This window comes from Streptomyces macrosporus, from assembly GCF_039533145.1.
In the GTDB taxonomy this organism is placed as follows: domain Bacteria; phylum Actinomycetota; class Actinomycetes; order Streptomycetales; family Streptomycetaceae; genus Streptomyces; species Streptomyces macrosporus.
Map to the genome: position 1 here is coordinate 19,231 of NZ_BAAASZ010000019.1, position 20,114 is coordinate 39,344.

The following is a 20,114-nucleotide window of genomic DNA, read 5'->3' on the forward strand; positions in this document are numbered from 1 at the left end:
TTCTCCCCGGTCGGGCACGCGGGCGGTGGTGAACCAGTGGTTGACTCGCTCACTGCCTGACTCAACCAGTAGTTGAGTGGGTGCGATGAGTGAGTCTAGGCTTTCGAATCACCGCACTGTCAACTCCCCCTGGTATGCCAACAGTTATGATGCGGTGACAGCTCCTGGTCGTATCAGGTGTGGTGGAGGTGGATGCGGTGCCCGACCCAAGCGGGCGTCGGACGCTGGCCGAGAACCTCGACCGGCTCTTCGACACCATCCGCCCGGAGGGCCCCAGAGGGCGGCGGTACACCAACGAGGAGGTCGCCACCGCCATCAAGCAGGCGGACCCGGGCATCAGGGTGGGGGGTGCCTACCTGTCGGCCCTGCGCAAGGGCACCAAGCGCAACCCGTCCACCGAGCTGCTGGCCGCCCTGGCCCGTTTCTTCGGCGTCCCGACCTCCTACTTCCTGGACGAGAACACGGCGGCCCGGACGGACGCCGAGATCGAGCTCGCCAAGGTCGCCCACAACCTGGGCGTCAGAAGGCTCGCCCTGCGCGCCCTGGAGCTCTCCCCCGAGGGGCTCGCCGCCGTGACGAGGATCGTCGAGCACGTGCTGGAGAGCGACGCGGGAACCCGTGCGAAGTCCTCCGACCACTCGGCCCCGAACTCGGGCTCCCCACCCCCCGGCGATCGGCCGGCGGAGCGCTGACACGATGGACCTGAAGGCCATGCGCCGTAGTTGTGCGGCACTGGTCCGCGACCTGGACCTGCCGGTCCCCGCCGAGCCCGACCAGGTCATCGCCGCACTGTGCGGCAGGATGAGGCAGCGCCTCGGTCGGGAGGTCCACCACCGCCTCGTCCCCTTCCCGCCCGACACCGTCAGCGGCCTGTGGGTGGCCACCGACACGGCGCACTACATCCTGTGCGAGGAGCGCACCAGCCCCTGGCACCAACTCTTCATCACCTGCCACGAGTTCTGGCACATGGAGGTGGACCACGGGGCCGCCGCGGCCGACGACGCCCTCGGCCTCTCGCTGCCCTCCCTCGACCCCGGCGCCGTCGCCCGGATAGTCGCCCGCCGCAGCCACTGCGACGCCCTGGCCGAGCAGGAGGCCGACTTCTTCGCCTCCATGCTGATGGCCAAGGTCAGCCGCTGGCTCCCCGAACGCACCTGGGACGTCCCCGACTCGGCGGCGGCCCTCGTCCACCGCCTGGAGGCCGCACTCGGCAACGGCCCCGACCCGGCCGGACCCGACCGCCGGGCGCGGTGATGCCCCGGTGAACGACCAGAGCGCGGTCCAACTGCTCTGCTCCGCGGTCGGTTGGGTGGCGTTCGCGGTCAAGCTGCGCGCCCTGCGGCGCGCTCCCCACAACCCCATGCGCCGGGCGATCTGCTGGACGCTCTTCCTCGCCTCCGCCTGCCTCTTCTGCGCCGCGCCCGTCGTCATCGACCGCGTCAACGACCTGACGGGCGTGCCCAACTTCGCCGCACCGGTGGTCTACTGCCTGCTCGTCGCCCTCGGCGCCTCCTGCCATGTGCTGCTGGCGTACTGGCGGATGCCCGTCGAGGAGGCCCGGACCGTCGCGCGCCGCTGGACACTGGCCTACGCGGCCGTCGTCGCCGTCCTGATCGCGCTGTTCACGGTGGGGGAGGCCCCGGACGAGCGGCTGGTGGACTTCGACACCCACTACGCCAACACCCCCTACATCGCCCAGTTCGTCCTGCTGTACCTGCTGGCGCTGAGCGTGGCGATGGCCGTCCTGGTGCGGATGTGCCTGCGCTGGGCGAAGGTCGCCGGACGCCCCTGGCTGCGGCGCGGGCTGTGGCTGATCGCCCTGGGCGCGCTGGGGGCGCTGGGCTTCGGCGTCGCCAAGCTGGCGGCCGTGGCCGCCCGGTGGTGCGACACCGACTGGGACTGGCTCAGCTCCCGGCTCGCCCCCGCGCTGGCCATGCTCGGCCTGGTGGTGAGCGCCGTCGGCTACGCGCTGCCCACCCTGGGCGACCACCTGTCGGGGCTGCGCGGCAAGGCCGGCCGGTACCGCGCCTACCGCGCCCTGTACCCGCTGTGGGACGCGCTGCGGCGGGCCACCCCCGCCATCGTGCCGTCCACCCGCGTCCCCTGGTGGGACTTCGAGCTGCGCCTGACGCGGCGGCTGGCCGAGATCAACGACGGCCGGCTGGCCCTGCGCGCCCACGCCGACCCCCGGGTGGCCGAGACCGCGCTGCGCCTGGGGCGCGAGGCCGGGCTCACCGGCGCCGACCTCCTCGCGACCGTCGACGCCGCCCGGCTGAAGGCGGCCGTCGCGGCCAAGGCCGAGAACGTCAGGTTCCCCCAGGAGGAGGCCGCCCCCGGGCACGGCGGCGCCCGCGGCGGCGCCCGCGGCGGCACCGACGGCATCGGCGAACTGGCCTGGCTGGTCAGCGTCTCCCGGGCCTTCGCCGCCTCGCCGGTCGTCTCGGCCGCGATCGCCCGCGCCGGCGGGGCGGACGGGACGGACGAGGCGGGGGAAGCGCGCGGGACGGACGGAGCCGACGGCACCGACCCCTCCGGCCCGCCGTCCCGATCCGCCCGATCCATCCGGTCCGCCCGGTCCGCCCGGTCCGCCCGGTCCACGAGAGACTGATGCGCCGACTCGGCACGAGACAAGGAGGATCGGTGCGCCCGACCGGACATGCCGTGGTGCTCGGCGGCGGGCTGGCCGGAACCCTGGCCGCCGCCGCGCTCGCCCGTCACCTGGAGAGGGTCACGATCGTCGAGCGTGACGTCCTGCCGGACGGCCCGGAACCCCGCCGGGGCGTCCCGCAGGCCCGCCACTCCCATCTGCTCTGGTCGGGTGGCGTCCGCGCCATCGAGGCGCTGCTGCCGGGGACGACCGAGGCGCTGCTGGCGGCCGGGGCGCGGCGGACGGGTCTGCCCAGCGGACTGGTCCTGCTGACCGCGTACGGCTGGCTGCGACGGTGGCCCGAGATCCAGTTCATGCTCGCCTGTAGCCGCGACCTGCTGGACTGGGCGGTGCGCCGACAGGTCCTCCGACAACCGGGGGTGACGCTCCGCCAGGGGCTGCGGGCCGTCGAACCGGTCGGCACCGCCGAGCGGATCGCGGGCGTACGGGTCCGGGACGAGAAGTCGGGGGAAACCTTTGCGCTGGAGGCCGACCTCGTCGTCGACGCGAGCGGACGCGCCTCGCGCGCCGACCGCTGGCTGACCGGCCTCGGGCTGCCGCCGGTCCGCGAGGAGATCGTCGACTCCGGCCTCGCCTACGCCACCCGGATCTTCCGCGCCCCGCCCACGGCCGGCGGGGACTTCCCCGTGGTCACCATCCAGGCCGACCCCCGGGACGGCCGACCCGGCCGGGGCGCGGTGCTGCTGCCCATCGAGGGAGACCGGTGGCTGGTCACCGTCTCCGGCACCCGCGGCGGCGAACCGCCCATCGACGAGGAACACTTCCTGGACTTCGCGCGGAGACTGCGCAGCCCCCTCGTCGCCGAACTCGTCGAGGGTGCCGAACCCCTCACCCCGGTCCACGGCTCCCACAGCACCGCCAACCGCCGCCGCTACTTCGAACGCCTCCGCGCCTGGCCGGAGGGGTTCGTCGTCATCGGGGACGCGGTGGCCGCGTACAACCCCGTCTACGGTCAGGGCATGCCGGTGCTGGCCTACGGCGCGGTCGCCCTCGACGAACTCCTCGGACGGCACGGTCTGCGCCCGGGGACGGCCCGGCGCGTCCAGCGGGCCGTCTCCCGACCGGTGGACGGCGCCTGGAAGACGGCCACCGGCCAGGACGTCCTCTTCCCCGACGTGATCGGCCCCCGGCCCTCGGCCGTCGACCGGCTGCTGATGCGCTACGTGGACCGGCTGCTCAGGGCCGCCCTCTCCCACCGGGCGGCGGCCGAGGCGTTCATCGAGACGCTCACCCTCTCCGCGCCGATGACCCGGCTGGTCGGCCCGAAGGCCCTGCTGGCCGCCGTGCGCGGCCCGTCCGCCCCGCCCCTGTCCGAGCCCCCGCTGACGGCCGACGAACTCGCCCGCGCCCGCGGCGCGGCGGGCAACGCGCCCTGACGCGGTCCGTCGCAGGCCGCCCCGCTCGGGACCGCACGGTCCGTGGCCGCTCGGGGAGCGAGTGCGAGGGCGGCCGACCGCGGGACCGGTCTCGTCCGGCCCGCCGCCACGGGCCTCGGAGTCCGCCGGAAGGCGCCACCGCGCCGGACGGCGAGTGGTTCCCCGTGCGTTGGCGGGACAGCGACCACACGCTGCCTCACCAACGGTTCACGGCATCAGAGGCGCGGGTCCGCCGCGTGAGCTATGAAGGCCGACCACGCGGTGGGGGACACGGACAGCGGCTGCCGCTGCGTGTCCTTGGAGTCCCGGATGAAGACGGTCTCGGGCTGCACGGCCACCTCGACGCAGTTGTCGCCTCCACCGCCGCTGTAGCTGCTCTTGAACCAGTCCAGTTCGCTAGTGCTCATAGCGCGCTCCTCGCATCTGCTTCAGGAGGCTGATGGACGCCTCTGGGCTGAGAGCCTGCGAACGCATCTTCCCATAGCGCTGGAGCATGGCACTGGCGGCTTTTGGATCATTGATCAGGATGCTGTTCTCGTGGCCTTCGATGTAGCCCACCCACCGGTTGTCCGCTGTCTCGGCGAGGTACATCGAGCCTTCGAACCCGTAGTGGTCCTCCTGCTGGAGAGGCATGATCTGGATCTCCACGTTGCGGCGAAGCCCCTGCTCCAAGAGGTTGTCGAGAAGCGCCCGCGTGACGTCGGGGCCGCCCAGACGACGCTCCAACAGGGCCTGCTCGACGATGAAGCAGAACGTGGTGTTCTCGCGTTCGGCCAGAAGCTGCTGCCTGGCCAGACGGGCAGCCACCTGGCGTTCGATCTGCTCTTCGGACAGAGGCGGCAGTCTGCGCTCGAAGATGGCCCGGATGTACGTCTCGGGCTGCAACAGCCCTGGAATCGCTCGACACTCGTACGCGTACAGCGTCAGCGCCTCCTCCTCGATGCCCGCCCACTGGTGGAACCACGAGGCCAGGCCCGTCCGACGGCGGGTCAGGCTGCGGGCCGCCGCCGCGAGGATGCGGGCGGCGACGGGGCCGAGGACCTCCTCCGAGCGTTCGACGATGTTCCTGGGCGGATACCGCTTGCCCTGCTCGATCTTGGCGATGTAGTGGGGCGAGTACCGCACCCGCAGGGCGAGTTCCTCCTGCGTCAGACGCGCCTCCTCCCGCAGCACCTTCATGACCGCGCCGAAGGTCTTGAGGCTGTCCGACAGCTCCGCCTCGAACGCGCTCGTGCCGCCGATCCTGGTTTCGCCGTTGTCCGCCGCCATGGCAGCCGCCTCCCCGTACGTGGTGCGCGCTCGCGCCCGCAACGTGGTGTGTCCACGCGCATGCTCAACGTGAGCGACCCCTCATCGTCACACCGGGTGACCGACCCAGTCCACGGCGTCGACCGGCACAGCGGGTTCTGTACGGGTTCCGGCCCTGCCGAACCGGGCTTTTCCGTCGGAACGCTGGCCGCCATGACCATTCGGCACCCCCAACCGCCCGTCACCGTACGTACGTTCGTCCAGCGGTTCTCCGCGACCCGGCGCGGTGCGCGGCTGGCGCGGCTGCTCGCCTCGCACCAGTTCACCGTCTGGGGCGTCCCGCGCGGCACGGACCTCTTCGACGCCGCCACGCTCGTCGTCGCCGAACTGACCTCCAACGCCGTGCTGCACGGCCGCGTGCCCGGGCGGGACTTCGAGCTGGTGCTCGCGTACGACGACACGGGCGGCACCGTCCGGATCGAGGTGTCCGACACCCACCCGTCGCGGCCCGTGTCCCTCGCGCGCACCGCGTCCGACCCGGAGGAGGAGCGGGGGAGGGGGCTGCTCCTGGTCGCGGCGCTCGCCGCCCGCTGGGGCGTGCGCGAGCGCCGCGGGCCGGGCAAGACGGTGTGGGCGGAGTTCGACCTCGTGACGACGGCGCCCGGCGGCCTCCGCGATCCGGACGGCACGGCCGGGTGAGGAACCGGGTGAGGAACGGCGCCCCGGTCGGCGCGGGCGCTCGGCCCGCGCGGCGTCCGCGCGGCGCCATACGAGAGCCTCTCGCGCGTCTGCGCTGGTGAGAGACTTTCCGTGCCCCCGGCAGGACTCGAACCTGCGGCCAAGCGCTTAGAAGGCGCCTGCTCTATCCACTGAGCTACGGGGGCCGATGCGGTCGCGGACGGACGGGCGAGCGCCCCCGAGGTGACCTTGCCACGGCAAGGATAGTTGCCTCGGTGGTTCATCCCCGTTGCTTCACGCCCACGACACCCTGTGGAGGTTCAGTGAAGCGGTCCCGATAATCGCAGGCGAGTACGAATCATGCATCGATTCGAGCGTTCCGAGGCGCGGGTGTTGTGCACTCGTTATGCCGTCCTGATCTGCCGCCGCGCGGGCCACAGGGGTCAAAACACCCCGTTCTAGGCCGAAAGCACTTCAAAAACCGCTCGAAATTGGGCATTCTGCGCATGTGGCGATCTTGGAGGCTAGGACCGAACTGCTCGACGCGCTCACCACGCTCCGTGACCGCGTCGCCGCAGCCCGCTTTCCGCTGCCGCTGCCCGGGGCCGAACACGCCCGCCGCGCCCGGGCCGAGCTGCTCGCGCAGCTCGACGACTACCTGGTGCCGAGGCTGCGTTCGCCCGAGGCGCCGCTGCTCGCCGTCGTCGGGGGCTCCACCGGCGCCGGGAAGTCCACCCTGGTCAACTCGCTCGTCGGCCGCCGCGTCAGCGAAGCGGGCGTGCTGCGGCCCACCACGCGCACGCCCGTGCTGGTCTGCCACCCCGCCGACCAGCACTGGTTCGCCGGGCCGCGCGTCCTGCCCCGGCTGCGGCGGGTGTGGACCCCGCGGCGGGACGTCTCCCACGGCGACGACGAACCGGCCGGCGGCCCCGAGGACGACCACGGCCCGGACGGCGAGGACACCCCGCCCTCGCTCACCGTGGAGACCGCCGAGACCATGCCCGTCGGACTCGCCCTCCTCGACTCGCCCGACATCGACTCCCTCGTCACCGCCAACCGCGAACTGGCCGCCGAACTGATCTGCGCCGCCGACATCTGGGTGCTGGTGACCACCGCCTCCCGCTACGCCGACGCCGTCCCCTGGCACCTGCTGCGCACCGCCCGGGAGTACGACGTGACCTTGGCCACCGTGCTGGACCGGGTGCCCCACCAGATCACCGCCGAGATCTCCCGCCAGTACGCCGCCCTGCTGGAGCGCGCCGGACTCGGCGACGTGCCCCACTTCACCATCCCGGAACTGCCCGAGTCCGCCCGCGGCGGCTCCGGGCTACTGCCCGCCACCGCCGTGGCCGACCTGCGCCAGTGGCTGCTCCACCGGACCCACGACCCCGCCGCCCGCGCGGTCGCCGCCGGCCGGACCCTCACCGGCGCCATCGACTCGCTGCGCTCCCGCGTCCCCGCGCTCGCCAACGCCGCCGCCGCCCAGCACGCCACCGCGCTGCGGCTGATGCGCCACATCGACACCGCCTACGACACGGCCGCCGCGCGGGTGCGCCGCCGGCTCGCCGACGGGGAGCTGCTGGCCGGCGAGGCCCTCGCCCGCTGGCGCGGCTTCCCGCAGGACAGCGGCGGCGAGGAACTGCTCGACGCCTTCGCCGAGGGCCTGTCCGCCCTGCTGCGCGGAGCCGTCGGCGACGCCGACGAGCAGACGGCCGAAGCCTGGCGCCGGGAGCCCGGCGCCCCCGAGTGCGGCTGCGCCGACGAGCTGGTGACCGAGCGGATCGAGGCCCTGGTGGACCACTGGCGGCGCGGCGTGGAGGCCCTGGCCGAGGAGGAGACGCGCGCGGCGGAGGGCGGCTGCCCGCTGACCGCCGAGCAGGCCGCGGCCCTGCTCGGCGTCGCCCTGCTGGGCGGACGCCGGGCCCGGGGCGCGGGCGAGGCCCTGGCCGAGTCCCTGGGCGGCGCCGTCGCCGTCCGCCTGCACGAGCGGGCCGAACACCTGCTGGAGACCTGTCTGGACCGGGTGCTGCGGGGCGAGCGCGACTACCGCATGGCGCCCCTGGAGGACCTCGACGTCACCCCCGGCCATCAGGTGGCCCTGATCGCCGCACTGTCCGTACTGCTGAGGGAGAGGTGACCGCGGTGGCCGCGGATGTCCATGCGGATGGCCTGATCTGGGACGACGGGCTGATCGCCCGGCGGGCCCGCCCGGACGGCGGCCCGTCGGTCCCCGCGGCGGCGAGCCCGTGGGAGGACGCGGAGCACGCGCGGAACCGCGCCCGGCCGGCCGCGGACGGCCGGTGGGAGGGCGGCTGGGAGGACTGGGCGGAGGCCGGGGCGCGGACCCGCGCCGCCGGGGACGAGGAGCCGCTGCGCGAGAGGCTGCGCGCCCTGCGGGAACTGGTCGGGCTCTCCCGGACCAGGCTGGACGGCGAGGTGCTGGCGGAGGCCGGCCGGGTCCTGGAGGAGGCGGCGGCCCGCCGCAGGCTCTCGCGGACGTACACCGCGGTGGCCGTCGCCGGGGCCACCGGAAGCGGCAAGTCGACGCTGTTCAACACGCTCGCCGGCGTCCAGCTCTCCGAGACCGGGGTGCGCCGCCCCACCACCTCGGTGCCCGTCGGCTGCGTCTGGGAGGCCGAGTGGGACAGCGGCGCGGACGGCCTGCTGGAACGGCTCGGGGTGCCGCCGAGGGCGCGCCGCCGGGTGCAGCCGCGCGACCCCGCGCTGAAGGGGCTCGTCCTCGTCGACCTGCCCGACCACGACTCCGCCGCGCCGGGCCACCGCGAGCAGGTCGACCGGCTGTTGAAGCTGGTGGACGCGGTGGTCTGGGTCACCGACCCGGAGAAGTACGCCGACGCCGTGCTGCACGAGCGCTACCTGCGTCCGCTGGCCGGCCACGCCGAGGTGACGTTCGTGGTGCTCAACCAGGTCGACCGGCTGCCCTCCGACACCGTCGAGGTGGTCATGGACGACCTGCGGCGGCTGCTGGACGAGGACGGCATGGCGCTCGGCGAGCACGGCGAGCCCGGCGCGACCGTCCTGGCGCTGTCCGCCCTCACCGGCGAGGGGGTCGACGAACTCAGGCGCTCCCTGGGCGCGCTGGCCTCCCGGCGGCGGGCGGCGGAGCTGCGGATGTCCGCCGACGTGGACGGCGCGGTCGCCCGGCTCCGCCCGGTCTACATGGTCGACACCCCGCACGGCCCGGCCGGGCTGACCGAGCGGGCGCGCGAGGACTTCGAGGACCGGCTGGCGGCGGCGGTGGGCGCCTCGGCGGCCGGGCAGACCGCCGAACGCCTCTGGCTGCGGCACGCCGAGCAGGCCTGCGGCACCCCCTGGGCCCGGCTGCTGCGCTGGTACGAGGCGCGGCGCGGGTGCGGGGAGAAGGCCGGCGCCCCGGCGAAGGCGGGCGAGGAGTCGGCGGAGGCGCCCACCGTGGCCCGGCCCGTCCTGGCCCAGGCGGTGCGGACGCTCGCCGACGAGGCGTCGGCCGGACTGCCCCGGCCCTGGGCGAAGTCGGTCCGGGACGCGGCCTGGCGCGGCGCCGAGGGGCTGCCGGAGGCGCTGGAGGAGGCGGTCGCCGGCCTCGGCGACGAGGGCGGGGAGGGGGCGGCCGGGGACGGCGCGCGGGACGCGGGACGCGAGGCCCGGATGCCGCGACCGCGCTGGTGGACGGCGGCGGCGTGCGCCCAGTGGCTGATGCTGGTCGTCCAGTTGCTGGGGCTGTACCTGCTGGTGGACCTGTTCGCCGGCGGACCGGGCCGGGGCGGCGTCTGGCTGCCGGTGGGACTGCTGGCGGGCGGCGCGCTGGGCGGCCCGCTCCTCGCCTGGTGCTGCCGGATCGCGGCACGGGGACCGGCGCGGGCGTACGGGATGGCGAGGGAACACAGGCTGCGACGGCTGGCCACGGGCTGGGGCCAGGCGTGGGTCCTGGAGCCGGTGGCGGCCGAGCTGCTGCGGTACCGCGAGGTGCGCGAGCAGTACGTCATCGCGGCGGGCGGCACCGCCCGCGCCTGAGCCGCCCGCATCCGAGCCGCCCGAGGACCCGGATCACCCACACGGGTGGCCGGGTTCTCCACAACCCTCCGGTACTCCACAGGGCGCGGCGCCGCTCGGCGGCGGCGGGCAGCATGGGGCCACGGAGACACGGCGCACGAGGACGGGCGCCAACGCGAGGAACGGGGGGTCGGCGTGAACGAGACCGTGGTGACGGTGGTGGGCAACGCCGCGTCGGCGGTGGAGACGAAGACGACGGCGGCCGGCCATCCGGTGGCCCGGCTGCGGCTGGCCACGACGGTGCGGCGCTACGACGAACGGCAGGGCGGCTGGACGGACGCGCACACCAGCTTCTACACGGTGTGGGCGTTCCGGACGCTCGCGGAGAACCTGGCGGCGTCGGTCACCGTCGGCGAACCGCTCATCGTCCAGGGGCGGTTGCGGATGCGGCAGGGCGAACGGGACGGGCAGCGCTGGGCGTCGGCGGACATCGAGGCGACGGCGGTCGGCCACGATCTGGCGTGCGGCACCTCGGCGTTCGTCCGCGTCTCCCGCGCCCTCCCGGCACGGGAGCCGGCGGCGAGTCCTTGACCGGTCCACTCGTGACTCATCGGTAACAACCGCCATAGCGGAGAAAGTCGGACTCCTGGGTATTCCCTGATAACGATTCAGAATCGGAGTGTGTAACGGCTGGTATTCGTGGGGACCGCGTTCCGATTGCTCCCTACGATCCCCCCTGAGAACACGGGGGTTGACGAGGGGACGACCACACGATGATTTCTGTACGCGGACGGGGTACTGCCCGTCTCGCCGCCGCCGCAGTGGCCACGGGCCTGCTGGCGGCGGGAGCACTCGCCGGCGCGGGGACCGCGGTCGCCGACGAGAACAACTCCCAGCAGGGCGGCGCGAAGGCCACCCTGAGCGGTCTGAAGATATCCGACTTCGCCGTCATCGACGGCAAGAAGAAGGTCGGCGCCGGTCTCTTCGAGATGGAGGTCGACGGCGGCGGCACGCTGAAGACCTACTGCATCGACATCTACCGGCCGACGCAGAGCAAGGCGCGTTACGAGGAGGTGCCCTGGAAGTCCTCGCTGCTCCAGGGCAACTCCGACGCGGGCAAGATCCACTGGATCCTGCAGAACTCCTACCCGCAGGTCAACGACCTCGCCGCGCTGGCGAGCAAGGCCGGTGCGGACACGCTCACCGAGAAGACCGCCGCCGCGGGCACCCAGGTCGCGATCTGGCGCTTCTCCGACAAGGTGAAGGTCGAGGCGGTCGACTCGAACGCCGAGAAGCTCGCCGACTACCTGGAGAAGTCCGCCCAGGACCTCGCCGAGCCCCAGTCCTCGCTGGTGCTCGACCCGCCCGCCGTCTCCGGCAAGGCGGGCGAGAAGCTCGGTCCGATCACCGTGCGCACCAACGCGGAGAGCGCGACCGTCACGCCCGGCACGGAGGCCGCGAACGCCGGCGTGAAGATCGTCGGCAAGGACGGCCAGGAGGTGACCTCGGTCAAGAACGGCGACCAGATCTTCTTCGACGTCCCGGCGGGCGCCGAGGACGGCACCGCGTCGCTGTCCGTCCAGGCGGCCACCGCCGTGCCGGTCGGCCGTGTCTTCACCGGCTTCGGTCAGCACGCCGAGAGCCAGACGCAGATCCTGGCGGGCTCCAGCGAATCCACCGTCACGGCGACCGCGACCGCGACCTGGGCCACCAAGGGCCCGATCCCGGCCGTGACCGCCGAGAAGAACTGCGTCAAGGGCGGCGTGGACGTCACCGCCACCAACGAGGGCGACGAGCCGTTCTCCTTCTCCCTCGCGGGCAAGGAGTACGAGATCCCGGCCGGCGGCTCCGAGACGGTGACCGTCCCGGTCGAGGAGGACCAGCCGTACGAGATCACGATCACCGGTCCGAACGGCTTCAAGGAGACCTTCACCGGCACCCTCGACTGCAAGACCGACAGCTCCGAGACCGGCGGACCGGGGACGGAGGAGCCCTCCTCCGAGCCCAGCCCGGCCACCGTCGGCGGTGACACCGGCGGCGACACCGGCGACACCGATGGCAACCTCGCCGAGACCGGCTCCAACAGCAGCACCCCGATCATCGCGGGCGTGGCCATCGCCCTGGTGCTCCTCGGTGGCGCAGCGGTCTTCTTCCTGCGGAAGAGGAAGCCCGCCGCCAACGGCACCGACGACTGATCCACGGGCCGGGGGCATGATCCCCTGATGCCCCCGGCCCACCCGGTCACGTGCTGTCGCTCCCCCATGCGACAGCACGTGACCTCTTTCGTTCCCGTCTCGTTCCCGGCTTCCGTGCCCGGACGTCGGCGTCGGCCCGGCCTGCCGGACGGCGCCGGCACCCTCCCGCGGACCGCGGTCCGGGCGCCCCGGCGACGGGCGCAGCCGGAGCACTCCGGCCCGGACGCGGGTCGGAGGCGCAGGTCAGAGGCGTGATGCAGGTCGCCGACCGAGCCGTTTTCGCCCCCGGCGCAGGGTGCGGCAAGATGGGGTGTATCTGCCCACTCCCTGATTGCCGGACGGTTTCTCTTGGCTGAGTACATCTACACCATGCGCAAGGCGCGTAAGGCGCACGGCGACAAGGTGATTCTCGACGACGTCACGCTGAGCTTCCTGCCTGGCGCGAAGATCGGTGTCGTGGGCCCCAACGGCGCGGGCAAGTCCACGGTGCTGAAGATCATGGCCGGGCTGGAGCAGCCGTCCAACGGCGACGCCTTCCTCGCCCCCGGCTACAGCGTCGGCATCCTCCTCCAGGAGCCCCCGCTGGACGAGTCGAAGACCGTGCTGGAGAACGTCCAGGACGGCGTCGCGGAGATCAAGGGGAAGCTCGACCGGTTCAACGAGATCGCCGAGCAGATGGCGACCGAGTACACCGACGAGCTGATGGAGGAGATGGGCAAGCTCCAGGAGCAGCTCGACCACGCCAACGCGTGGGACCTGGACGCCCAGCTCGAACAGGCCATGGACGCCCTGGGCTGCCCGCCCGGCGACTGGCCCGTCACCAACCTCTCCGGTGGCGAGAAGCGCCGCGTCGCCCTCTGCAAGCTCCTGCTGGAGGCGCCCGACCTGCTGCTGCTGGACGAGCCCACCAACCACCTGGACGCCGAGTCCGTGCAGTGGCTCGAGCAGCACCTGGCCAAGTACCAGGGCACCGTCGTGGCCATCACCCACGACCGGTACTTCCTGGACAACGTCGCCGAGTGGATCCTGGAGCTCGACCGCGGTCGCGCCCACCCCTACGAGGGCAACTACTCCACCTACCTGGAGAAGAAGGCGGCCCGCCTGAAGGTCGAGGGGCAGAAGGACGCCAAGCGCCAGAAGCGCCTCAAGGAGGAGCTGGAGTGGGTCCGCTCCAACGCCAAGGGGCGTCAGGCCAAGTCCAAGGCGCGACTGCAGCGTTACGAGGAGATGGCCGCCGAGGCGGAGAAGACCCGGAAGCTGGACTTCGAGGAGATCCAGATCCCGCCGGGGCCGCGTCTGGGCAACGTCGTGGTGGAGGTGGAGAACCTCTCCAAGGCGTTCGGCGAGAAGGTCCTCATCGACGACCTGTCCTTCACCCTGCCGCGCAACGGCATCGTCGGCGTCATCGGCCCCAACGGCGCGGGCAAGACCACGCTGTTCAAGATGATCCAGGGTCTGGAGCAGCCGGACTCCGGCACCATCAAGGTCGGCGACACGGTCAAGATCTCCTACGTCGACCAGGCCCGCGAGAACATCGACCCGAAGAAGACGCTGTGGGAGGTCGTCTCCGACGGCCTGGACCACATCAACGTCGGCCAGGTCGAGATGCCCTCGCGCGCCTACGTCTCCGCGTTCGGCTTCAAGGGCCCGGACCAGCAGAAGCCCGCCGGCGTCCTCTCCGGCGGCGAGCGCAACCGCCTCAACCTGGCGCTCACCCTCAAGCAGGGCGGCAACCTGCTGCTGCTGGACGAGCCGACCAACGACCTCGACGTGGAGACGCTGTCCTCCCTGGAGAACGCGCTGCTGGAGTTCCCCGGCTGTGCCGTGGTGGTCTCCCACGACCGCTGGTTCCTGGACCGGGTCGCCACGCACATCCTCGCCTACGAGGGCAACTCCAAGTGGTTCTGGTTCGAGGGCAACTTCGAGTCGTACGAGAAGAACAAGATCGAGCGGCTCGGCCCGGACGCCGCGCGTCCGCACCGCGCCACGTACAAGAAGCTGACCCGGGGCTGAGGGAACCAGTGCGACACGTGTTCCCCTGTCCGCTGCGCTGGTCGGACATGGACGCCTTCGGGCACGTCAACAACGTCGTCTTCCTGCGGTATCTGGAAGAGGCGCGGATCGACTTCATGTTCCGGCTGGCGCGGCAGGCGGCCTCCGACGCCTTCACCGGCGGCTCGGTGGTGGCCGGCCACGAGATCACCTACGTGAAGCCGCTGAAGCACCGGCCCGAGCCGGTCACGGTCGAGATGTGGGTGACGAAGATCGGGGCGGCGTCGCTGACGGTCGCCTACGAGGTCAAGGACCGCGCCGAGGACGGTGCCACCGTCTACGTCCGGGCCTCGACGGTCGTGGTCCCCTACGACCTGGAGAAGGAGCGGCCCCGCCGGCTCACCCAGGAGGAGAGGGCGTTCCTCAAGGAGTACCTGGACGACAGCGCGACGGGAGCCGGCGCCGCATGAGCGACCGGCCCGAGCGCTTGGTGTTCGCGGACCCCGGGGAGCCGGCGGAGCTCGCCGCCTTCCTGGGGCGTCTGCTGCGTTGGGAGAAGACCGCCGCGGTCCGGCTGCGGGGCACCGACGACGGCGTCCTCGGCGTCTTCGGCCGCCCGGCCCGGTTCGAGGTGCTGGCCGTGCGGACGGCCCGGCTGTCGGAGCCGGTGCTGCTGGACGTGACGGTCTCGGCCGGGGAACTGCTGGAGGGCGTCGACGAGGCGGCCGAGGCGGTGTCCGTCCCCGCGGCCGTGACCGGACCGCCGTGGGCCGGGGTGCTGCCGCCGCGCGGCGGCTGGCGCCCGGTGGGCGAGCTGCCGTACGAGTCGGTCCGCGCCGCCGCCGCGTCCGTGGTGGCCGAGTTCCGGCGGCGCAGCGAGGCGCTGCCGCCCGGCGAGCGCACCCGCGAGGCGCTGGACGCGCTCGCCGAGGAGATCTGGTCCCGTCCCCTGGGCGGCGGCACCGGGCTGCCGCTGCGCGCCGTGCACGCCGCCCAGGCGCTGGGCATGTTGCGGCCGGTCGCGCCCGTCGTCGCCGCCGGCCCGCACGGTCCGGTCGGCCCGCACGGTCCGGCCGTCGGCGGAGGCGGCCCGGTCGGAGGCGGACCGGGCCCCCGGGTGACCGTGCTCGCCGCCGGCGCGTGGCTGCGGCTGCGCACCCCCTACGGCTCGATAGCCGTGCGCGGGGGCGGCGGTACGGGGCTGAGCGTCATCCCGCTCTGACGCCGTGGGACGCCCCGGACGCTCAGTCCGGGGCGTTGATCATCGAGGCCGCCGCGTAGACCAGGTAGTCCCACAACTGCCGCTCGTGCTCGGGCTCCAGGTCGAGGCTGTCCACGGCGTCGCGCATGTGCCGCAGCCAGGCGTCGTGGGCGGCGCGGTCGATGGTGAAGGGCATGTGCCGCATCCGCAGTCGGGGGTGCCCCCGCCGCTCGCTGTACGTCTTCGGTCCGCCCCAGTACTGCATCAGGAACAGTGCCAGCCGCTCCTCGGCCGGTCCGAGGTCCTCCTCGGGGTACATCGGCCGCAGCAGCGGATCCTCCGCGACACCCTCGTAGAACCGGCGCACCAGTCGCCGGAACGTCTCCTCGCCACCCACCTGTTCGAAGAAGGTCTGCGTCTGCAAGCTGCCGCGCGGAATCTCCATCACGCACCCATGGTCGCAGATGCCCGGCGGAGGACCAGGGGGCCGGGACGCACCCTCTCGGCCCTCCGTGACCCGGCTCACACCGCCACGTGTCGCCCCGGCGGAGGAGCCGGGCGGCGATCGCCGTCACGACCGCGGCGAACGCAGCAGCCCGCCCGCGTCGGGTCGGCCGCCGAGCAGCGCGTCCGCACCCGGTCGCCGTCCTGCCGGACCACCGCGTCCACGTCGCCCGCGCGGACCTCCTCCGGCGCCCGTCCGCACAGCGCCTCGGCCTCGTCCACGCAGGGCGTGGTGAGCGCCACCGTGCGGCCTTCGTCGTGGATGGCCCGCAGCAGGTCCCACAGGTTGCGGCGGGCCCGCGGGTCGAGGCCGGTGGTGGGCTCGTCGAGGAAGACCGGCTCCGGACCGTGGACCAGGGCGCAGGCGAGGGACAGCCGCGATGCGGGGTGGTCTCGCGGCGCCGCCCCGGGCGCAGCACAGTGGAGACATGAGGGACGAAAGCCGTAAAGAGGGCGTCGACGGTCGGGAGGACGAGGAACTCGACGCGCGGGCCCGGCCCCTGGCCGAGGCGCTGGTGCGGACGATCGAGGCGGAGGGCGCCCTGACCGACCCGGCCTGGCGGGCGGCGTTCGAGGCCGTGCCGCGCCACCTGTTCGTGCCGTACTACTACGTGCCGCGGGTGGGCGGGTACGTGCGGCGGCGGCGCGACGACCCCGACCCGCTGGGCCGGGAGACGTGGCTGACGGGCGTGTACGAGGACGAGCCGCTGGCCACCCTGCTGCGGGACGGCGAGCCGGTCTCCTCCTCCAGCCAGCCCTCCCTGATGGCGATGATGCTGGAGGAGCTGAGGGTCGAGGACGGCATGGACGTCCTGGAGATCGGCACCGGCACCGGCTGGAACGCCGCCCTCCTCGCCCACCGGCTGGGCGACGAGCACGTGACCACCATCGACCTGGACCCGGAGATCACCCGGCGGGCCCGGGAGCGGCTGGAGGCGGCGGGCCGGCGTCCCACGGTGGTCACCGGGGACGGGACCCGCGGCTGCCCGGAGCGGGGACCGTACGACCGGATCATCGCGACCTGCGCCCTGGACGCCGTCCCGCCCGAGTGGACCGCCCAGTGCGGGCCCGGCGCGCTCGTCCTGACGCCGATGGCCACCGGCCTGCTCGCCCTGCGCGTGACGGACGCCGAGCACGCCGAGGGCCGCTTCCTGGACACCCCCGCCTACTTCGTCCCCCTGCGCGGCGGCACCCCGCCGCGCCCGCGCGTCGATCCCGGGGACCTGCCGCGCGAGGCGCTGCGGACGGAGTCGTTCGGCTTCCTGCTGTCGCTCACCGGCGGCGCTCCGAGCCCGGCCGCCACCTACGAGGCGTGGCGGCGCGCCGGGCGCCCGGACCGCACGCGGTACGGCGTGACGGTGCGCGGCCGGGAGCAGTGGGTCTGGCTGGACGACCCCGACGGCCCGAACCGCTGGCCACTGGCGCCGGGCTGAGCCCGGGCCGGCCCCGTCCCGCCTCCGGGCGGCGGAGGCCGGCCCGTGCGCGTCAGCCCCGGTACAGGGTGATCGTGGTCCAGGCGCCGACGTGGACCCGATCGCCCTCCTTGAGCGGGACCGGCACGAACGGCTGGATCGGGTCCTCGGCGCCGTTGATGGTGGTGCCGTTGGTGGAGTCCTGGTCGACCACGGCCCAGCTCCCGTCGGGCTGCCGCACCAGCACCGCGTGCTGGTGCGAGACACCCGGGTCCTCCGGAGAGCGGCCCAGGTCGATGTCGGGCGACTCGCCGGTGGAGTGCCGGCGGCGACCGATGGTGACCTGGGAGCCGGTGAGCTGGACCCGCTGCTCGGGGGAGTAGGCGGGGAGGTTGAGACCGGCCGCCTCCGGACCGCTGCGTTGCATCATCGCCGTGAAGTAGTCGCGGTCCGGGCCGACCGTCACCATCCAGGTCGAGGGCTGCTGCGGAGGCTGCTCCTGCTGGTGCGGAGGCTGCTGGTGCGGTGCCTGCTGGTGAGGCGGCTGCGGCGGCTGCGGGTAGCCGTACCCCTGCCCCTGCCCCTGGCCCTGCTGTCCGAAGTCGGCGCGGGCGTAGTCGGGCTGTCCGGGCGGCATGGGACCGGGCGGGGGCAGCATCCAGTCGTCGCTCCCGCCGGCCCGCGGCTGCGGGGGCGGGGGCGTCTGGTGCTGCGGCGGCTGCGGGTAGCCGTACCCCTGCCCCTGGCCCTGCTGTCCGAAGTCGGCGCGGGCGTAGTCGGGCTGTCCGGGCGGGGGCGGTGTGTGGTGCTGCTGCGGCGGGACCATCGGCTGCGGCGGCTGCGGCCTCGGCGGCTCGGGAGCGAGCGGCTCGGGACGCTCGTGCTGCGGCCGGGAGGACTCGTAGTCCATCTGCCGCGGCGGCGCGGGCGGCGGAGGAGGGGGACCGGGCGGGCCCGCCTGCTGGAAGCCGGGCGGCAGGTTCAGCCCGCCCATGCTGCCGCCGGGAGCCTGGGACGGCGGGGGCGGCGGAGGCGGCGCGGCGTAGCCGGTGGTGGTGGGGGAGTGCGTCAGGAAGCTGTACCGGCACTCACCGCAGAACGGCGCCTGACCGTCGCGCGGCGTGCGGCACTGCGGACACGGCTCCGCCTGCATCGTGGCGTCGCCCCCCGGCGCGGGGTAGCCGTAGCCTCCGTTCGGGCCGGGCATGGGGGGCGGCGGGGGCGGGACGGCACCGGCGGGCGCGCCCGGAGCGGAGGCCATGCGGTGGCCGCACACCTCGCACCAGTCGTCGGCCGCCGACTGGTGGCCGTTCGGGCAGGTCGGCATGTCGGTCCTTCCCCCTCCGTGCAGTTCCGTGTCGCTCGGGCAGGTCACTCGCCGGCGCGGACCGTCCTGCCGGCCCGCGCCCGGGCGCCGCCTCGTCGGCCTCGGAGACGTTCGCCCGCAGTCGAACAGTACCGGGCGCCGTGTCGATCACGTCCACCCCCTTTGCGGGAGGAATCACGACGATCTCGTCATCCGGCGCGTCCGCCGGGCGCACGGTCCGCCCGGAGAGGACCCGCGCGCGCCCCGTCGGGCCGCCTCCGCGGTGCCTCGTCCGGGGCCGTCCCGTCCCCGCGGCCTCCACCGTCCGTGTGACGTCCGCGACACCCCGCCCCCGCGTCCCCGGCGCCTCAGTCGGACGCCGTCGGGTCGGACGGGGCCGGGCCGGACGGGGCCGGGAAGGGCACCACCGCCACCGTCACGTTGTCGTGCCCGCCGCCGTCCAGCGCGTGCCCCACCAGGCGCCGGGCGCACCGCAGCGGGTCGGTGCGGGCGTCGGGCGCGACCACGGCGGCCATCTCCTCGGCGGACTCGGCGTAGTTCCACAGCCCGTCGGTGCACACCACCACCACGCCCGGCCGGTCCGGGGCGAACGCGGCGGTGTGCGGGTCGATCTCGTAGGCGTCCGCGCCCAGCCACCCGGTGATGGCGTGGGCCCGGGGGTCCGCGTACGCCTCGGCCTCCTCCATCAGGCCCGCGGCCACCATCTGGGCCGCCCAGGAGTCGTCCTCGGTGAGCCGGGCGGGCTGCGCCGAGCGGTCGTCGGGCACCCAGTAGGCGCGGCTGTCGCCGATCCAGCCGACGGTCAGGAGGTCGCCCGCGACGACCGCGCAGACGATGGTGCACGCCGGGGCGTTCCGCGTCGGGTCCTGGGTCTCCTCCTCCGTGGCCATGGCGCTGACGGCCTCGGCGGCGGCGACCAGGGCGTCGTGCACCGCCTGCCGGGCCGGGACGCCGCGCGGCAGCGCGTCGAGCGCCGAGGCGCAGGCGGTCTCGGCGGCGGTGGCCGACGCCTCGTCGGGGCGGGTCGCCGAGGACACGCCGTCGCAGACGACGGCGACCACGGCCGGCGAACCGTCCGGCAGCGCGCCGGTCGCGACGGCGAAGGAGTCCTCGTTGCGGTGGTGACGCAGTCCGCGGTCGCTGACCGCCGCCACCCCCTCCGCGGTCCGCTCCATGTGGTCGCGCTCGCGCGGCTGGACGTGCCCGCAGTGCTCGCAGTGGCCGGCGCGGTCGACGGTTCCGGTGCCGCAGGCGACGCACCGCGGCCGTCGGTCCCCGCCGGGGGCGGGCGCGTCGTCGAGCGATCGCGGGTCCTCGCCCGGGGCCGGGGCGGGCGGCGCGTCGTGCGTGCCCGGCGCCTCCGGTGCGCCCGGCGAGCCCGGTGCCGGGGCGGGCGGGGGCAGGGGGAAGTCCGGCTCGGCCTGCGCGTGCTGGACCGGCTGCGCGGGCGCCGCCGGCGGCGGGGGGAGGTCCGGTGCGGTCGGCGTGGGCCGCGCGCCGGCCACGGGAGGCGCCGCCGG

The 20,114-nt window shown here is 74.0% G+C and carries 19 protein-coding genes and 1 tRNA gene; 13 read left to right on the forward strand and 7 right to left on the reverse strand.

Annotated features, from left to right (window positions below; genetic code table 11):
- Positions 1–197: 197 nt before the first annotated feature.
- The 4 genes from ABD335_RS12055 to ABD335_RS12070 are packed head-to-tail and all read left to right on the forward strand — an operon-like array spanning position 198 to position 4,044.
- Complete coding sequence (locus ABD335_RS12055; RefSeq protein ID WP_344322256.1) at positions 198–692, forward strand: helix-turn-helix domain-containing protein; 495 nt, start codon at positions 198–200, stop codon at positions 690–692.
- A gap of 4 nt (positions 693–696) precedes the next feature.
- A complete protein-coding gene (locus ABD335_RS12060) occupies positions 697–1,254 on the forward strand; it encodes a hypothetical protein (protein WP_344322257.1) in 558 nt (185 codons plus the stop codon).
- Positions 1,255–1,261: 7 nt separating this feature from the next.
- Complete coding sequence (locus ABD335_RS12065) at positions 1,262–2,608, forward strand: MAB_1171c family putative transporter (protein WP_344322258.1); 1,347 nt, start codon at positions 1,262–1,264, stop codon at positions 2,606–2,608.
- 32 nt (positions 2,609–2,640) lie between these two features.
- Complete coding sequence (locus tag ABD335_RS12070) at positions 2,641–4,044, forward strand: FAD-dependent oxidoreductase (RefSeq protein ID WP_344322259.1); 1,404 nt, start codon at positions 2,641–2,643, stop codon at positions 4,042–4,044.
- Positions 4,045–4,259: 215 nt separating this feature from the next.
- Here ABD335_RS12070 and ABD335_RS12075 read toward each other — a convergent pair whose 3' ends face one another.
- Complete coding sequence (locus ABD335_RS12075) at positions 4,260–4,451, reverse strand: DUF397 domain-containing protein (RefSeq protein ID WP_344322260.1); 192 nt, start codon at positions 4,449–4,451, stop codon at positions 4,260–4,262.
- The gene (locus ABD335_RS12080) at positions 4,441–5,313 is read right to left on the reverse strand and encodes a helix-turn-helix domain-containing protein (RefSeq protein ID WP_344322274.1); all 873 of its coding nucleotides are present in this window, start codon (positions 5,311–5,313) and stop codon (positions 4,441–4,443) included. Before ABD335_RS12080 ends, ABD335_RS12075 begins: the two co-directional genes overlap by 11 nt.
- A 192-nt stretch (positions 5,314–5,505) precedes the next feature.
- Between ABD335_RS12080 and ABD335_RS12085 the strand changes: the two genes are divergently transcribed.
- On the forward strand, positions 5,506–5,991 hold the full coding sequence (locus tag ABD335_RS12085) for an ATP-binding protein (protein WP_344322261.1): 486 nt from the start codon (positions 5,506–5,508) through the stop codon (positions 5,989–5,991).
- A gap of 112 nt (positions 5,992–6,103) precedes the next feature.
- Here ABD335_RS12085 and ABD335_RS12090 read toward each other — a convergent pair.
- A tRNA-Arg gene (locus tag ABD335_RS12090) sits at positions 6,104–6,176 on the reverse strand.
- A 311-nt stretch (positions 6,177–6,487) separates the two neighbouring features.
- On the opposite strand from ABD335_RS12090, the gene ABD335_RS12095 reads away from it, so the two are divergent.
- From ABD335_RS12095 to ABD335_RS12125, 7 genes are all read left to right on the forward strand, one after another.
- A complete protein-coding gene (locus ABD335_RS12095) occupies positions 6,488–8,107 on the forward strand; it encodes a dynamin family protein (RefSeq protein ID WP_344322262.1) in 1,620 nt (539 codons plus the stop codon).
- Between the two features lie 5 nt (positions 8,108–8,112).
- Positions 8,113–9,984, forward strand: coding sequence for a GTPase (locus tag ABD335_RS12100; protein WP_344322264.1), 1,872 nt, complete (start codon positions 8,113–8,115; stop codon positions 9,982–9,984).
- Positions 9,985–10,158: 174 nt separating this feature from the next.
- On the forward strand, positions 10,159–10,554 hold the full coding sequence (locus tag ABD335_RS12105; RefSeq protein WP_344322265.1) for a single-stranded DNA-binding protein: 396 nt from the start codon (positions 10,159–10,161) through the stop codon (positions 10,552–10,554).
- 182 nt (positions 10,555–10,736) lie between these two features.
- Positions 10,737–12,158, forward strand: coding sequence for a Cys-Gln thioester bond-forming surface protein (locus ABD335_RS12110; RefSeq protein WP_344322266.1), 1,422 nt, complete (start codon positions 10,737–10,739; stop codon positions 12,156–12,158).
- A 348-nt stretch (positions 12,159–12,506) separates the two neighbouring features.
- Complete coding sequence (gene ettA, locus ABD335_RS12115; RefSeq protein WP_344322267.1) at positions 12,507–14,171, forward strand: energy-dependent translational throttle protein EttA; 1,665 nt, start codon at positions 12,507–12,509, stop codon at positions 14,169–14,171.
- 47 nt (positions 14,172–14,218) lie between these two features.
- Positions 14,219–14,620 carry an acyl-CoA thioesterase gene (locus ABD335_RS12120; RefSeq protein ID WP_344322275.1) on the forward strand — a complete coding sequence of 134 codons (402 nt, stop codon included), beginning with the start codon at positions 14,219–14,221 and terminating at the stop codon, positions 14,618–14,620.
- A complete protein-coding gene (locus ABD335_RS12125) occupies positions 14,617–15,372 on the forward strand; it encodes a DUF8010 domain-containing protein (RefSeq protein WP_344322268.1) in 756 nt (251 codons plus the stop codon). Before ABD335_RS12120 ends, ABD335_RS12125 begins: the two co-directional genes overlap by 4 nt.
- A gap of 22 nt (positions 15,373–15,394) precedes the next feature.
- Here ABD335_RS12125 and ABD335_RS12130 read toward each other — a convergent pair whose 3' ends face one another.
- Both ABD335_RS12130 and ABD335_RS30770 read right to left on the reverse strand, forming a co-directional pair.
- A complete protein-coding gene (locus ABD335_RS12130; RefSeq protein WP_344322269.1) occupies positions 15,395–15,799 on the reverse strand; it encodes a globin in 405 nt (134 codons plus the stop codon).
- 74 nt (positions 15,800–15,873) lie between these two features.
- A complete protein-coding gene (locus ABD335_RS30770; RefSeq protein ID WP_425583613.1) occupies positions 15,874–16,098 on the reverse strand; it encodes a hypothetical protein in 225 nt (74 codons plus the stop codon).
- Positions 16,099–16,283: 185 nt separating this feature from the next.
- Between ABD335_RS30770 and ABD335_RS12140 the strand changes: the two genes are divergently transcribed.
- On the forward strand, positions 16,284–17,288 hold the full coding sequence (locus ABD335_RS12140; protein WP_344322271.1) for a methyltransferase domain-containing protein: 1,005 nt from the start codon (positions 16,284–16,286) through the stop codon (positions 17,286–17,288).
- Between the two features lie 52 nt (positions 17,289–17,340).
- Here the strand turns inward: ABD335_RS12140 and ABD335_RS12145 are convergent, their stop codons facing one another.
- Positions 17,341–18,594, reverse strand: coding sequence for an FHA domain-containing protein (locus ABD335_RS12145; protein WP_344322272.1), 1,254 nt, complete (start codon positions 18,592–18,594; stop codon positions 17,341–17,343).
- A 347-nt stretch (positions 18,595–18,941) separates the two neighbouring features.
- Positions 18,942–20,114: PP2C family protein-serine/threonine phosphatase (locus ABD335_RS12150; protein WP_344322273.1), on the reverse strand; the 1,173-nt coding region annotated here is incomplete at its 5' end.